The organism is Pedobacter sp. Leaf170 (assembly GCF_920984665.1).
In the GTDB taxonomy this organism is placed as follows: domain Bacteria; phylum Bacteroidota; class Bacteroidia; order Sphingobacteriales; family Sphingobacteriaceae; genus Pedobacter.
Map to the genome: position 1 here is coordinate 230110 of NZ_CAKLBP010000003.1, position 16845 is coordinate 246954.

The following is a 16845-nucleotide window of genomic DNA, read 5'->3' on the forward strand; positions in this document are numbered from 1 at the left end:
GGGTTGAAATGCAATTAGAAAGCATTTACAAAATGCTTTTTGCTTTGTAATATTAGTGTCATAAAAGCAACGTACTAAAACAAAAACATAGCAATCATTATAAACAAAATACTGTGTTCAACCATAAACTAACAACTAAAATGAATAAAAGCTTGCCAAAAACTAAAACAAAGCAAGAATTTAATTGCACAATAATCCAGCGTTATCCCGTTTTAAGGTCAACAAACAATTATTAGTTTATCTTTAAACATTAAGGAAATGAAAAAGTTTAAAAAAATGCAAATTTTATTTGCGCTGGTTTTTCTCGTTTTTGCAACTGCTTGTAAAAAGAATGGTTTAGTTACTGAACCTGTAGCTGAAACACCAATAATCCCACCTACAGTAGCACCCACACCAACAACTCCTGTATCAGTTACTCCATCATACCAAGTAGGTACCGGAAGTGGTGATTTAACAATTGATGGTAAAACTCTTGATTTATCAACTATTAAATTAATCAAAATTAAAGGTGGAAATTATCTATCGGTAAACATTCAAAATATTAACGGTACTGCATCTCAGCCAATTTACATCGTAAACGATGGACAGGTAACAATTACCAATGGTTTGATAACCAATAATATCACAAACGTCTCACTAGTTGGAGATTATAATGAAAGTCCTAAGTATGGAATTGCATTTAAAAATAATCCATTCAGAGCAATAAAAATGTATGGAAAAATGTCGGGTGTTACTCTACAAAGCCTGCGTTTTACAAATATTGGCGATTATTGTATAGCAGGCGAAAGCGATAATGGAAGATCACTTGCCTATAACGGAACTTCATCTACAAGAACCGAAAACTTCAAAATTTTAAACTGCATCTTTGAAAATACTGGTTCTATAGTTTTTGGTGGTTCTTTAAATGGTGCTGGTGAGGATACAGGTTTTTTCAAGGATGTTGAAATTGCTTATAATACATTTAAAAATTCCCCTGACATAGGTAGCGCTATCAATTTCAGTAATGTACAAGATTACAATGTACACCATAACATAGTTGATAATGTTAATACTAGTAATAACAACCACAACGGAATTTTTTATATGCAAGGAAATGGTAAATTTCACGATAATAAGCTAACTAATTATCAAGGAAATGCAATCAGAATGTGGGTTTACTCTCGGGGATCAACTCCTGCCACTGTTGAGATTTATAATAATATCTGCTACAATACGCGTAAATATGGCGCATTTGAGATACAAGAGTTTTCTAGACAGATCGTTTCAGGTAAAACTACTTACGTAAATGCTAAGGTATATAATAACACCGTTGGAAAAATGAATACCAACAGAGATTGGCAAGGTCAAATCTTAGATTTATATAATTATGGTGGTACGCTGGAATTTTACAGCAACATTGGTTTTGATTTAGTTAACGACAATGGACCTATTACCAGGATGATAAATAACATGAGCGATGTTAAAATAGTGAAAGAAGAAAACAATAAATATTCTGCAAACTATTCTGGGGTTATAACTGACTTGGTAAATTTTAACACCTTATTCGCCGGCTTAGGCGCTTCATTGTAATAGTAAAATAAAGGCCTTTAAAATTTTAAGGGCCTTTATTTTTACATCCGATTTATCTTAAAGTGCATTAAGTAACTTATCTAAAAGCATTAATATCCCAGCACAATTCTCAAAATTGATTCATTTTACTTAAAAAAGAATGCCGTGCAATAATCTACCAAATACTAACGTAGTTATTAAACTAATGCCTTTATCGAAACGTTTCACTTACACAGAAAAATGTTTTTGGATGGGGTTTACAAATTATCCTCAACTTAACTATGCTCCTTTCAAATAATAAACTTCTACAATCCTGATGTTAGATTATTCCAATTGATTTTAAGAACTGTTAGTACATCATTAGTAATTTGCTATCCCATTTATTACAACAAACTTATTTTATTTTCTATTCTAACAAAATGATTATCCATCTAAACTGAAATTCCAAACAAGATTAATTTCTAAAAAAAATCATGATGCTATTATTAGTTTTTGCATTATTTGTAATGTGTAAAGTTATTATGCCTAACTAACCAATTTTAAAGATTTTCTTCTTTTGAGTATGATATAATAACATTAACTCTTTAAAGCCAACTTTATAAATGTCGAAAAAATTAAACTTATAGAATTTATTTAAGGGTTTGTAGGTAATCAGAATTGCTACAATAACCGGCACTACTGATGCAATAGCTATAGAATATATTGACTTATAAATCCACACTCCTAAAAAAACAGCCAATAAATTCATAATGGACATGATTATAATCTTGTAAAAATTAATTTTAGGTTGATGAATTACATCCACTCCAATTGCAAAAAAACTATCAGCTGGGTACAGCAAGGCAATAATCATAAATATTCTAAATAAATTTGGAGCTTCATTAGCAACATAATTTTTACCACCTAATAAGTGAATTATAGGATTTGCAAAAATCAAGGCCAGGATAACCAAGGGTATTAAACCTAGGGTAAGCATTCCTATAAATTTTTTAAGCGTGTAAATCATTTCGGCCTTTTCCCCTTTATTATAATTTGCTGATATTATTGGCATACCACTAGTTACCACACTTATCAAAGGGACTTGAACAATTTGAATAAGTTTACCACCTAAATTATACATGGCCAACGCTGCAGGACCCATTAGAAAATTAATTATAAAAGTATTCGTAACACTAAATAAATTTGAACTAATATTAGTCCCCATGCTGTATTTACCGAAGTGAAAAAGCTCAATAACAGTTTCTTTTTTAGCATTGTAAATAGTAGATATCATTGTCCATCTTAAAACCAATACCATTACACTCGCAAAAAGGTTCGATGCTACGTATGAATACATTAGCGATTTCAGCGTTAATTGTTCTAAAAAAGCTAATACAAAGACCATCAAAGTGAAAGAACCCTGATTTAAAATCCTTAGCCACAACATTCTATCAAAACGTTTCTCTGCTTGCACAATACAATCAGCCATAAAACATGGTAAAGTGGCAATTGAAATGACGGAGAAAAATCTTAAAATTAAAACCATGCCCTGATCAGATACATAATCAGCGATAAAATAAGTGGGAATATTAATCACTAAAAATAGAACTGCTATAATCACAGATAATAGCCATGCAGACCCCGTTATTTCTTTTCCTCTTTCAACTGTTGTACCTGAAAAAAATTTTACGATAGTTATGGTTAAGAAACCCGCCCGTAAATTATCTATTAACCCAATAATACTTAAGAAAAAGATGTAAATTCCTAAATCGATTGCTGATAAGGTACGATATAAAATTGATAATGTAACTACACCAAAAACCGACATTAATCCATTTGCAATTAGAGATTGTAAATGGATATTTGAAAAAATAGAAAATAACTTCTTTAAAGATTTAACCATCAAAATTGGTTGTTAAATTATATAATATACTATAAGTTTCCGTCTTTTAATTGCTGAACAGCGAAATCACATGCTCTTGCTGTTAGGGCCATATAAGTTAAAGATGGGTTTTGACATGCAGACGAACTCATGCAGCTGCCATCAGTTACAAATACGTTTTTAACTGAATGAATTTGGTTATGTTTATTTAAAATTGATGTATTAGGATCATTCCCCATACGTGCCGTACCCATTTCATGTATTGTTGATCCTCCTGGCTTTTGATAGTTGAAAGAATTTACCTCCTCGAAACCAGCATTTATTAGCATTTCTTTACAAGTATCTTGAATATCTTTCATCATTCTCTCTTCGTTTTCTCTAAATGAAAAGTCTATCCTTACTTGTGGTAATCCCCATTGATCTTTTGCATGCTCATCCAGTGATATTTTATTATCATGATAAGGAAGGCATTCCCCCCAACCTGCCATCCAGACTGTCCAAGGCCCGGGTGTTACAAGGTTCGATTTAAAATCAACTCCAAAACCTTCGTTATTTTTTTTATCTTCCCACTCTTGACGTTCGCCGTCGCCCTGAATATTATATCCACGAATAAAATCGAATTCACTTTGAGCTTTTAAATTTCTATATCTTGGAATTAAAAAACCACATGGTCTTCTACCTTCGTAATATTTGTCTTTAAAACCATTAAAGGTTCCAAACGCACCGGCTGATGAATGGTGATCCATAAGATTATGACCCAACTCGCCACAATCGTTGCCCAAACCATTGGGAAATCTTTTTGATTTCGAATTCAGCAAAATTGAAGTAGTAGAAATCGTGGATGCGTTAACGAATATAATTTTTGATTCGAATATAAAATTTTCATTGGTTTGGGCGTCAATAACCCTAACCCCCGAAGCTTTTTCTGTTTTATCATTATACAATATCTCGGCCACTACAGAAAAAGGTCGTAATGTTAAATTCCCTGTTGCCTCTGCAACCGGTATGGTAGAACTGTTGCTGCTAAAATAACCTCCGTATGGACAACCTCTGTTACACAAATTCCTGTATAAACACGGACCCCGATTATCCCATCCCTTGGTTAAATTTGCTACTCTTGCAATAGTAAGTGTCTTTCCTTCCTTTTTTATTGAACTTCCTAAGTGCTTTTCAACACAATTTAATTCCATTGCTGGAAGAAAATTACCATCTGGCAAGTGCGAAAGATTTTTTCTTTCTCCGCTTACACCAACAAATGATTCAACATAATCATACCAAAATTCTAAATCCCTATATCGTATTGGCCAATCTACACCATAACCATCATTTTTATTTGCTTCAAAATCTAAGTCACTTAAGCGATAACATTGCCTACCCCATGTTAAAGACTTACCGCCAACCTGATATCCCCTAAACCAATTGAAGGGTTTCTCCTGAATGTAAGGTTGAGCCTTATCACTTGCATAAAAATGCTTTATTGCCGGATTGTAGGCTATACTCTGAACCGGATCTTCTAGTTGATCTTGAAGTGTATTATTTAAACCATTTTTAAATTCCCAAGGTTTAAGGTTTGCTGTTGGATAATCAATAATATGTTTAACATCTCTCCCTCTCTCCAATAATAAGGTTTTTAAACCTTTCTTACATAACTCCATAGCAGCCCAGCCGCCACTGATGCCAGATCCTATAACAATAGCATCATAGAAATTTGAAGTGTTTTCAGAATTTTGCATAATTATTTTGTTGCCCAAGCTTTTTGGTTTCGTTGTAATACTGTACATCCATTGTACCTTCCTGGTACAAAATTAAAGGCCAAACCTTGTGTAGCACCCAATTCTGACATACAGTAACCCTCAACTGTCATTCTTTTTAGGCTAGTAAAAAACGGTGGGCCAAATACTTTCTTATGTACACGATTCATAAATGGAATGATATACTCATCTTTCGACTTGAAAAAATTTAATATCTCAATTCTTTCATTAGCAGAACAATCAATAAATGAATTATCATAAGCCGTGAGGGCATAACTTTCAACTTCTTGCAAGCCATTTAAGAATCGATTTTGTTCTACAACACTAGAACAGTTCGACAAAATATTGATAATGTATGTAGAAACTCCTGCTCTGGCAGCTCCGGGCGTATCGGTTTCTGGAATTATAGTTTCTGCCAGCTCACTAATCAATGTTTTGCTTTTTTGCAGAGATTTTAAATCGATAGTCTTATGTAGCCTACGCCATTCAAAAGTGGAAAACGAAAAGATCCCCATCAAGCCTAAACCCAAAGCATACTTAATTGAGACTCTTCTATTCATTTTATTTGTAAGGTATTTCTAAAAATACGATTTATTGACGATGATGCTATGAAATCAGAATTTAGAATTGATATTTTTACTCAAAAATACTCTAATTTATTTCAATTTATCGAAATAGTAGACAAGTTTAGCTGAAAAAACTTTTCAATTTTTTCATCAATCTTTGTATTAATGAGCCGTCTTCTAAAAATTTCCTGCTAGATGTCCATGCATAGGATTTTTTTCTGCTTACTTTGTGCATTAAGCCAAACTTGTCTCTCAATTTAACCGCCAAATAACCATCTTCATTTAAGCCAATTGGGTGTTCATATCCGTTTACTGCAATAACATGTTCTCTGCGGTAGGCCGATGAACAACCATAAACGTACATCGCTTTATCTTTATTTATTACATTTAATCTCTTATAAAGATCGCTAATAAGTTCGTAAATATAAAGGGTTAATCGGCTGTAGTGCTGTGGAGTAAATGCAAATTTACCGTAGGAAATTGCAACTTTATCATTTTTTTGAAGTGGTAAAATTAGTTCGTCTATCCATTTTGGCGAATATATCGTATCAGCATCGGCGCTTATTATATATATACCACTTGCATGGCTTAAGCCAGCTGTTCGTGCATTATCTACGCCTGGCTTTTTTTCGTGAACGTAAGTTGCACCAGATTTAATTATGTAATCTTTTGTTAAATCAGAAGAATTATTATCGACTACAATTATTTCTACACTAAAATTGCTTATTGTATTTGATATTGAGGATATGGTGCTAAGGATACTTTCCTCTTCATTAAATGCAGGTATAATTACAGAAACATCGATTTTATCCTTTTTTAACGCCTGTATCTTTTGCCGGACATCGCTAATGTTTTCTAAGATCAATTTCGCCGATTTTTGATGAGCCAGAATATACTTAGGAACTAATAAAGGTCGCATATCTATAAAATGTTTGAATAAATAGCCAACGACTCTTCTGCTGCCTTTTTCCATGAGAATTGCTCAACTCTCTTTAAGCCCAATTTAGATAAAGTTTGCCTTAAATCAGCATTGCTTATTACAGATAATATTTTTTCTGCAATATCTGCAGGCTCTGCTGGGTTTATCAAAATTGCAGCATTTGATGCGATTTCTGGCATGCAAGAAGTATTAGAAGTTATAACCGGTGTATTACAACTCATCGCTTCAAGTATTGGCAAGCCGAAACTTTCTCTCAATGATGGATATATAAATAACATTGCTGCATTGTACATTTTGGGCATTTCGCCGGAAGGAACAAAGCCTGGAAATTTTATGTTTTCAATTGCAGAAACTTTATTAATTTTTCGTAAAATATCTAAAACAAGCTCTCGACTGTAATCTAAAATAACAAGTGGTGTTACAACCTTTGCCGTTTCACAATATATAGCGTAAGCTTTAACTAAATTAGGTGTATTTTTTTTTGGCGCAGTGTTACCTAAAAAAAGAATAAAATCATCAGGAAGACCATAATGGCTTTTAAAATTACTTATTTGCTCTGAAGTAAAATTTGAGTTAAATTTTTTACTTACTCCATTATAAACTACTTCTAACTTATTGGTAGCAATAGGTAACCGTTTAGATATAACCCCAGCTTCAAATTTTGAAACTGTTATAACTAATCTGGCTTTTTTCACAACCTTAGGAACAACCAATTTACGATAAATGTTTCCAAAATTTTGGTAGGCAGTTCCTTTAAAATCAAGCTTCTCTAAATAAATAATATCGTGAAGTGTTAAAATAAGTGGTACTGAAATATTTAAGGCAGATGTATTACAGGTTGAATGTAGAAAATCAAGTTTGTATGATTTGACAGCCTTTGGTAATGAAACCTGTTCCCAATCAAAATATGTTTTACCGTGTAATTTTACTATTTTAAAGTTTTCGGTTTCTTGTAAACATTCCGAATCCTTGTCGTCTTTAACAAAAATAAAATAATGATTTATAGTATCCAGCTGTTGAAGTTCTCGAAGTATTTCTAATGCAACAACCTCCATTCCATGTTTTTTAACTCTGAATAAACGCTGTACTTCTATACCAATCCTTAAAGGTTTTTTCATAATACTCTAAGATTTTTTAACGCTTTGGTTGTCAATAATTTGATAATGTTCGGTTGCTACAGATATCTTGTTAGCATTCTTTGATTTGAAAAGGGATATAATTTGGAAGAAGATGAATAAAGGTATGCTTATTAAAGATTTATATATTTCTTTAGGCGCTTTAAAATATACAAGCGACAATAAAAATGTAAATATAAAAATAACAAAGCTTCCAATCCAAAACCAAGAAGTTAATGGGAATAAAATAATATCAGTGATAAAAAATAATATTGATAGTATACCTAGTAAAAAAAGAGGAGGCCTAACAAAAAATACTCCATAAATAAATTGATTCCAGCTCAGATTTTTTATACCCATTGATATTAGGCTTAAACCACCACTAGCATATTTAAACCAAGTGAACATCCATCTGGAGCGTTGTTTTACTAATTGATCTGATTTAGATGTCTTTTCATCATATACAATAGCTTTTTCGGCGAAGGCAACCCTCAAATCCCGGTTTTGAATCTCTAGTTGAAGTACTTTATCAAAACCAGCTCCGTCTATAACCAAATGTTCTAAACACTCCCTATATAAAGTTGTAGTAAAAGCCATTCCAGAACCAGATAAAGCTGCAGACGAGCCGACAGAATATAGTAATTTACGGTCAATAAATCTATAGAAAATATCGCTTGCTGCATCTAAACATGCATAAGCTGTGTTAAGATTTTTTGCAGCCCTTACACCCTGAACTGCTTGAAATCCCTTATTGAAATAGACATTGAGTTCATTTAAATATTCTCCATCAACTAAATTGTCACTATCAATTATGGTCAAAATTTCATGCGGTCTTACAAATTTATTTATAGCATAAAAGTGTGATTTTGTATTTCCAGCTAATGTTTCCTCCGGTCTTAGTAAAATAACTTTATCACTATTAAAGTGTAAATTGGATATATCGCAATTATCTGCAACTACGTAGACAATATAATTGCTATAATTCAGATTTAATATGGAGTTAACAACGTTATTTAATAGTGTTGTTTGCTGATATGCAGTTACAATTATTGCGTAATCCTTGTCGCTATTTGAACTAGATGTTAAATTTTCTCGACCATTAAATATATCTACAATGAACATCAAAAACGGTACAACTAAAAAGCTTGCAATAATTGTCTGTATAATGAAGAAAAGTATAATGAGTATTTGCATAATTATTTTGATTTATTACTTACCTCATTAATTGCGCTGTAGATTTCGAGAACACTATTCTCCCAAGTATGCTTAAGAGCAAAGGCTCTTCTTTCCACTTTTAAACTTTGGGGATCTTCATTTAACGCCTTTTCGATAAGTAGAACATAATCTTCTTTATTTTTCGCGAGATAAACAAAATCTTTAAAAGTTTCCATGGCTTTTGTTGCTGTTGCTACAACTGGCTTTCCTATGGCAAGATACTCATCAATTTTTCTAGGGTAATTTCCAATGGTAACCAAATTAATTAGTTGTGGATTTATGCATACGTCAAATATGTTTATAAAATCGGGTAGACTATCTATGGGTTTTATTCCGGTAAAAAATACATTTTCCAATAAATGCAATTCGCTATTTTTAAATTCTTCATCTTCTGGTCCAACCAAAACTACACTCCACTTTGGCCTTGCTTTCGCTAAGTAAACTAATAGCTCAATGTCTAACCTTATACTTTGCAATGCTCCAACATAACCTATAATTGGTTTTTTAACATTTAAAATTTCAGGCATATCTTTCTTATCTTCTTGCTGATAAAAAATATCCAAATCGCAGCCCTGACCTACGTAGAATGAATTGGGATTATATTTTCTGCAATAATCTGCTAAGAAAGATGAATTAGCTACACATAAATCATTTTTAGCAATTAATTGCGGTTCTAACTTCTCACCATGTTTTTTCCAATAATCTACCGCTACCATATAATCTCTTGAATAATAAATACTCAAACTTGGTTTTAAAAAATCGTTTAAATAAAATCCTTTAAAAATCTCATTATCATTAAAGAGTATGAAATCTTTAAATCTTATAACCTTTAATGTTTTTTGTATTGATTTAGCCAGCTTTCGGTTATTTATTTTATTTAAAATACTAAACACTTTCGTACTGCCTATCCAATTTATAGATTCGACCATGCAATCAGGATATAGATTCCAAAGATTATCTTGAATTTTTATTAAACCGCTTTCTTTACCTTGAATAATGTTTAGCCTTTTTTTTATTTTTTCATTATTCTTGCTTCTGTAGAGCGTAATCCTATCTAAAGGAGAATTAACATATAATACCCTATTATTCTTACTAAATTCTAAGGCAATATTTTTACAATTACTACCAATTTCCGTATCCCATGGCTGTTGCCCTACAATGATTATATCTCTATTTTTAAGCTCTTTAATATCACCAAATTTACTATCCATCTATCGCTACTTGAAGTTACAGCTTAAACTTTTTCCCAAATCATTGAGGTTCCATTATACCTCTTTATTACTTTTGCTGGGTTACCCACAGCTATAGAAAACGCAGGCACATCTTTTGTTACTACGCTGCCAGCACCAATTATACAGTGTTTCCCTAAAGATACACCAGCAGTAATTACACTATTTGCTCCTATCCAAACATCATCAGCAATATTTATCTCTTTACAAGAAACTTTTTGCACTGATGGTGAAATATTAATATCCTCATAGCCATGATTTAAACCAGAAATTACTATGTTTTGAGCAAGCATAATGTCATTTCCTATAATAACCGGGCCAATGATCACACATCCCATACCAATTATTGTTCTATCACCAATAAGAACATCTCCAACACCATTATTTATAGTTGCAAAATCCTCAATAACAGAACTAATTCCTAAACTAAATTTATTAAAGGGAAATACATCTAACCGAGAACTAAATCTAACAATTGAGTTTTTACCTTTTTTATGCTTAAAAGGATTTAACAATAATCTAACCCATAGGCGAGGACGATTGTCGTTGCTGGGAATTAGCATTTTTAATGCTAAAGTCTTCAATTTTGGGTTAGATTTTATTTTATCAATTATAGACATTTGGAAAAATTATTTCTGATTTGGACTTATAATCTTCAATCCCTTTACAAAACCAAGAATAAAGCATATAAGTACTGGAAGCGCTAAAATTTCAAAAGGCATATATTCTAGTTTAATTTAACAAATTGCTTTTAGGTAACGATTGTAATTTATAGCTATTGAATATGAATACCCAAGATAAATAAACCACTATTGATGATGGCATGGTATTAATTACTTCATTACCATAGCTACAAAACAAAACACCTGCATAACCTGAAGCCAGGGCAATCATTTTTATCTTCAAGTTACCGTCTTCAAGCTTCCATATTATACCCATAGATTTACCCATTATAAACATCATAATGCCTAACCAAATGGTTAAACCTATAATACCATACATCGCCCAAACTTTAACAAAATAACTATCGGGCTGTACGGTTGATAAATACCTATCTTGATTGTATTTGGTACCATTAGCACCAATTACACCTAAACCACCACCAAAAGGATGCGAACTCATATACGCTCTCAAATTTCTTTGATTCATTAGTCTTACGCTCAATGATGGATCATTAGGGTCGAGTGCGGACCTTAAGCGGTATATTTGATAATTTCCATTTCCGATGTAGGTAAATTTTAATACAAATAAAAAACTCAGTGCAATAATACCGCCAAATACCAAAACCTTAAATTTTTTACTTAATAAAACAGCGACAAAACCTCCAACAATTATTGCAAAAAGAGCACCTCTAGTACCAGAAATAAGCATACCATAAATCATCAACCCAGAACATCCGAAAAGTAAAAGTTTCTTCCAAAGTTTGATGTCCATTAATGCCAGTACTAAGGTCAATAACCCGATGTGAGCCTGAGAGGCACCAAACTGACCAGCATCACTATAAAAAGAAAATACTCTTAATCTACCCCAAAGAACATGCGTTACATTACCTCCTGAATCTAAAAAATATTGTTCACCTCTGGATGGTCCAATATATAATTGCTTAACACCATTTATTGAGGCTAATGTAGAAAATACTATTATTAAAATTAAAAAAGTATCAAGATGTTTATTTTCTTTAAATATTAAAAACCCTAATGGAACTATTAAGAATGGATATAATGCTGTTGATCTTATTTCTTGTAACCATCCTCGTGGCGATGCGCCCGGGTTGATGACCTGTATGATGCTATATATAAACCAAAACATCAACAAATAAACAACATCTTTATTAGCCCCTTGCCAATCTTGCTTGGGTGTTGTAGCCATTACAACAATCCAGGTAAGCAAAAGCAAAATCTCAATAAATATGCCGTAAGGCAACCCTCCTATTTCACGCGATAAGATTCCAAAAGTAAAACAAAAAGCAATTAATATATATAAAAGTGCAGTACGCATATTAGCTTAATCGAAGTAAGAAAACTAAATTACCTGCATCTTATTTAAAACCCATCCTAAAAATCCAGGTGTTTTTTTAATATAATCTACAAGTTCTTTATCATTATCACTTAATTCTTTACCATATTCAAAAACAGCTATGTTTTTTTCGGTAAATAGTAACCACTCTTTAGCAATATTAATATCTCTTAAACTATTTACATCAATAATTATCATGTCAAACTGGTTACGCAGTACGTCGAAACCTGCATGCAGATTTTTAATACTCTGCATTTCTAACAAAGAATTACCAGATGTATTTTTATTCATTATGGTGATTAAATCTTCCGTTTGAATCTCTTTCTTAATTAAAAACGTTTGAAAATTCTGACTTACAGCTAATGCTTTGCTATCAGATTTAACAACCGGGGCATCATCTGCAATTAGTAAAATCTTTTTACCAGTCATAGCAAAGCCGTAGGCTAAACTATAGGCTACAAAAGTTTTTCCTTCTCCAGATACTAAACTTGTGATACCTAAAATTTTACTATCATCGGCCGACATTAAGCGGTCCACTTCGAATCGAAGTGACCGAAGCATATCTCTATAAAGGTCGTAATTTAGATTATCAGATTTATCATTCCAGATTTCGCGGATGCTTCTTTCATTACCCTCTATCCTATTAAGTACACCAAGTGATTTCGAATTGGTAGCACTTGCAAGTTGTCTTGATGATACAATCTTATTATCCAGAAAAAATACCAATCCTACAAAAGCAAGGCATAGAAAAAAACTACCAAATCCAGAACCTGCTAAATAAATTATCTTTTTTGATGGCTCAGCGTTACCTGGTAAACCTAATTGTTCAATTTTAAGTTGCAAACCTGATATTTTTCCTGCTTCATTTTGATGATACTGATCCAAAGCAGTCATGTATTCTTTAGTAGCCAAATCTGCCTCTCGCTGGTAATTTTGAATATCCGCATCATAGGGAACCATACTATTATATCTAGCTCTTAAAACTGATAACTGTCTATCTATAGTACTTACACCTGCTTGAGCTTGTGCTAACTGAAGCTCTAGTGCTGTTTTTTGAGTACCTAAAGCCTGTTTAGATGCTCTTGGGTCATAAACGTTTTCATCATAATTACTATTACTCTTATCTTGAATAATGCGTGTTAACGAATCTACCTTTGATTGGTCGCTTGACTTAAAACCGTTACTGACCCATACACTTGTCGCATTTTCACGCTCCTTTTTTAACCTCACAATTTCCCTGTTATCTGCTCTCGAACTTCCAGCCGTTAATGGATCATTACCCCTAAGTTTACTATTAATTACTGATAAAGCACTTTGAGTAGATTGTATAGAACGGAGCAATTCGGTCCGTTGAGCTTCATAGGTATTTATTTGAGCATATACAGTTGCCGATTGCTCATCAAGATTCAAAACACCTTTGTTTCTTTTAAAAGATGCCAGTGAATTATTCTTTGTGTTCATGATAGATTCCTTCTGTTTTAAAACGGAATCCAATAAACCCATAGAATTATTTTGATTTACAGAAACTTCACCACTGTAATTCGTTATAAAATCAGCCGCAAAATTATTTACAACATAAGCAGATAATTCTGGATTTTCTGAAACATATTCTATATTAATATAATCACTATTCTCTAGATGTGAGATATCAATATTTTTCCTCAGAGCTTCTTCGCCATAACCCATCGATTCAACTAAATCATGTAGTTTATACTTACCCTTATTATCAGCTAAAGTTAATATAGATTTAGTTGCTAATTTTTCCTGAAAAAGTTTGATTACTTCAGTTCTTTGACTTGCATTCAAAGAGTCAATTTTATCACTATACTTTCGAAAACTTTTATTTGAATTTTGAAGATCATGTAAAATCAAATTATAAGAAAGCAAATTAATGTTTCTTTTCATTTTAAATTTTTCGATGATATTGTTAAATTGTTGACTTACCTGAAATAAGTCAGTGTTTTCATTAGTAATCACCTTTTTTGAAGGATCAAGCAGCCCTGTTGAGATTTGAACTCTTGAACTGTATTCTTTTGGTAAATTTTGTACTAAAAAATAGGTGATAACTACAACAGTTATTGGAACTAAAATTAGCAGCCATTTGTATTTTTTAACTACTCTTAGGAAAGATTTGATATCCATTTAATTTGTAATAGTCTATTTTACGTCAGTAAGTTTAACTCCAATTATTTCTTCCAATGAATCTTTTGCCTTTAAAAAAGTAGATTCGGCCTGGATTTTTCCTTGTGCAGAATTAAACTGATTAATGCGTGATTGATTATATGCATCAATGGTAATCTCACTTTTTTCAAATCTATTTCTCAAACTTTCTGCAACACCCTTATTTTCTTGTGCCATTTGCGTAGTAAGTTTTACAAGTGTCATTGCTTGAATGTAATCGTAATAACGCTTTTTAACCTCAACCCCGATGGCTAAATTATATTCTTGCGCTTGTAAATCAGCAATTTTAGCATCAGCCTTTGCCTTTTTTAAGATAAAAGGTTTTTGTAAAAATGTACCCACATTAACATTAACACCAAATTGAAAGCCATTTACGTTATAAGGATTAAGCGGATCTAAAACAGCTCTACCTTGTGGTCTATAAAAATAAGATCCACTAAATGGGTCTAAAAAAGATAGGGCTGCAACAGGTACGGCAGTTTTAGCAGATTCTCTTTGCTCGTCATAGATTTTTTTCCTTGGAAAGTTTTGCTTAGCCAATTCAATATATTTTTCTAAATCAGAATATTTAATTTCCGGAATGATTGTTTCTTGTGCTGCAGCGTTCACACTGAAAAATACCAAGAGACCAAGCGTAATTTTTTTTAGAGTTTTCATCAATAATAGGGTTGTTTTAATTTTTTTTTATTTTGATAAATTTGGAATGAAACAAAAAACGCATAAATATACAATTAAACTTCTTCCTTTTGAATTAGTGCAGTGAAAGTTTTCACAATTATTTCAATATCAAGAAAAATACTGTAGTTTTTTGAGTAAAAATTATCTAATTCTTTACGCTCCAATTCAGACATTTCTTCCTTTCCACGTCTACTAATTTGCCATAAACCTGTTAATCCGGCCGGCCCTAAAAACCTTGTAGACCATTCATTCGTGGTTAAATTTTCTGCTTCATAGAGTGGCAGTGGTCTATTTCCTACTAAAGACATATCTCCGATAAGAATATTAAATAATTGCGGCAACTCATCAATACTGGTCTTTCTCAAAAACGATCCAAACTTTGTTATACGTGGGTCGTTCTTGAACTTAACAAAAGTACTTTTAAATTGTTTACAACCTGGGGTTGTTTGATATTGATTTAAGTCAGATATGGTATCTATCAATTTATCGGCATCATTACACATTGACCTAAATTTATAAAAATCAAATATTTTGTAACCAGCGCCTACGCGCTGGCTTTTGTAAAGAACAGTGCCTTTTGATTCTAATTTTATTATTAAGCCGATAAGCAAAAATAATGGTGAGAGCACAAAAAGAGATAAGCCAGAAACCACTACATCAAAAATCCTTTTTTGAATGGGTATTTTATATCTTTGGTCAAATCTGTCAGTTAAATCTACAAGCGTAGGTCTAATCAATTTAAATTTAACCAAAAAATTAATTCGCTCTATTAAATGAGCAGTTTGAAAAGGATAATAGTAATAGTCATCAACATGAAGTTCCATAGCTGCTTTTCTCATTGCCTTATCATCTCTAATGCCAAGCAGTATTATAATTAAACCACGTAGAAATGGGTGATTACGGATATAATCAATTTGATCAAAACAATCATCATTTTCATCAGCTTCAATAATGATTACATCTGGTAAGCTGAGTAATGGCTCATTATCAAAGTAATGTTTAAAATTTTCAACATAGATGATATTGTTTAGATATTGATTGAGTTCATCTTTAATTAAACTTTTTAATAGATGTCCAAAATAAACAACCTTTGTGTTTATTTGCGAGGGATTAATTGTAGAAATTACCATAGAGCAGAATTTATGGCCTACTAAGCTGTCAAATGTTCAATATTGTATTTAAGGGTAATCGGATTAAATGGTTTTCCCATATAGGACTCAACCTTAAAAGAAAAGGATTTGACAATACTTTCCAGGTTTTCATCACCAGAAATAATTATAACAGGTGTATTTCTGTAATAACCACTAATTTTTAGATTCTTAATAAAACAAGAGCCATCTAAATATGGCATGCGCAAACTAGAGATAATTAAATCTGGATCATTACCATCTGCAAGCCAGTGGAATGCCGCAATTGCATTTGTTTTAATAGCTAAATCATAATCTGGCGCTAGAATATATCCTAAAAGTTTTAATATATTTATCTCATTATCAACGATTAAAATTTTTTTCCTAATTCGTTTAGCAATAGTATTTTTTCTCTCCATGTTCTTCAAATAAAAAAGGCGTGATAAGAGCTAATAAGGAGAATAACTTAAAAATGACTGCTTTTTAGGATGCTAAATACAAATAAAAATGTCTTGTTTTTTTCCAATTCACGCTTACATAACTCATAATATAAAATTGAAGTTTACCGTAAGCGCAATCAATAGCCCGATAGGGCTATAATTAAACGTTTAATTATTA

Annotated in this window: 14 protein-coding genes; 1 reads left to right on the forward strand and 13 read right to left on the reverse strand. The window is 32.1% G+C overall.

From position 1 onward, the window contains the following. The first annotated feature begins 258 nt into the window (after nucleotides 1-258). Nucleotides 259-1569: a hypothetical protein gene (locus tag LUA90_RS09710; RefSeq protein ID WP_231490805.1), complete on the forward strand. Its 1311-nt coding sequence runs from the start codon at nucleotides 259-261 to the stop codon at nucleotides 1567-1569. 508 nt (nucleotides 1570-2077) lie between these two features. On the opposite strand, the gene LUA90_RS09715 is transcribed toward LUA90_RS09710, so the two are convergent. The 13 genes from LUA90_RS09715 to LUA90_RS09775 form a co-directional block, all read right to left on the reverse strand. Next, nucleotides 2078-3430, reverse strand: coding sequence for a lipopolysaccharide biosynthesis protein (locus tag LUA90_RS09715; RefSeq protein WP_231490806.1), 1353 nt, complete (start codon nucleotides 3428-3430; stop codon nucleotides 2078-2080). Between the two features lie 29 nt (nucleotides 3431-3459). Next, the gene (locus LUA90_RS09720) at nucleotides 3460-5142 is read right to left on the reverse strand and encodes a GMC oxidoreductase (protein WP_231490807.1); all 1683 of its coding nucleotides are present in this window, start codon (nucleotides 5140-5142) and stop codon (nucleotides 3460-3462) included. A gap of 2 nt (nucleotides 5143-5144) precedes the next feature. Next, the gene (locus LUA90_RS09725; RefSeq protein ID WP_231490808.1) at nucleotides 5145-5720 is read right to left on the reverse strand and encodes a gluconate 2-dehydrogenase subunit 3 family protein; all 576 of its coding nucleotides are present in this window, start codon (nucleotides 5718-5720) and stop codon (nucleotides 5145-5147) included. Nucleotides 5721-5847: 127 nt separating this feature from the next. Beyond that, nucleotides 5848-6645, reverse strand: a complete 798-nt coding sequence (locus tag LUA90_RS09730) for a glycosyltransferase family 2 protein (protein ID WP_231490809.1) — start codon at nucleotides 6643-6645, stop codon at nucleotides 5848-5850. Nucleotides 6646-6647: 2 nt separating this feature from the next. Continuing rightward, nucleotides 6648-7784 (reverse strand): glycosyltransferase family 1 protein, encoded by a 1137-nt coding sequence (locus LUA90_RS09735; protein ID WP_231490810.1) that lies wholly within the window; start codon nucleotides 7782-7784, stop codon nucleotides 6648-6650. 6 nt (nucleotides 7785-7790) lie between these two features. Then, entirely contained in the window at nucleotides 7791-8975 is a 1185-nt protein-coding gene (locus LUA90_RS09740; protein ID WP_231490811.1) for a glycosyltransferase, read from the reverse strand. A 2-nt stretch (nucleotides 8976-8977) separates the two neighbouring features. Further along, complete coding sequence (locus tag LUA90_RS09745) at nucleotides 8978-10207, reverse strand: glycosyltransferase (protein WP_231490812.1); 1230 nt, start codon at nucleotides 10205-10207, stop codon at nucleotides 8978-8980. Between the two features lie 23 nt (nucleotides 10208-10230). Then, nucleotides 10231-10845: a DapH/DapD/GlmU-related protein gene (locus LUA90_RS09750; protein WP_231490813.1), complete on the reverse strand. Its 615-nt coding sequence runs from the start codon at nucleotides 10843-10845 to the stop codon at nucleotides 10231-10233. Between the two features lie 112 nt (nucleotides 10846-10957). Next, nucleotides 10958-12223, reverse strand: coding sequence for an O-antigen ligase family protein (locus LUA90_RS09755; protein WP_231490814.1), 1266 nt, complete (start codon nucleotides 12221-12223; stop codon nucleotides 10958-10960). Between the two features lie 24 nt (nucleotides 12224-12247). Further along, entirely contained in the window at nucleotides 12248-14383 is a 2136-nt protein-coding gene (locus LUA90_RS09760; RefSeq protein ID WP_231490815.1) for a lipopolysaccharide biosynthesis protein, read from the reverse strand. A 15-nt stretch (nucleotides 14384-14398) separates the two neighbouring features. Beyond that, on the reverse strand, nucleotides 14399-15079 hold the full coding sequence (locus LUA90_RS09765; protein ID WP_231490816.1) for a TolC family protein: 681 nt from the start codon (nucleotides 15077-15079) through the stop codon (nucleotides 14399-14401). A gap of 74 nt (nucleotides 15080-15153) precedes the next feature. Further along, complete coding sequence (locus tag LUA90_RS09770; RefSeq protein WP_231490817.1) at nucleotides 15154-16230, reverse strand: sugar transferase; 1077 nt, start codon at nucleotides 16228-16230, stop codon at nucleotides 15154-15156. 20 nt (nucleotides 16231-16250) lie between these two features. Next, a complete protein-coding gene (locus LUA90_RS09775; RefSeq protein ID WP_231490818.1) occupies nucleotides 16251-16646 on the reverse strand; it encodes a PleD family two-component system response regulator in 396 nt (131 codons plus the stop codon). Between the last annotated feature and the right edge of the window lie 199 nt (nucleotides 16647-16845).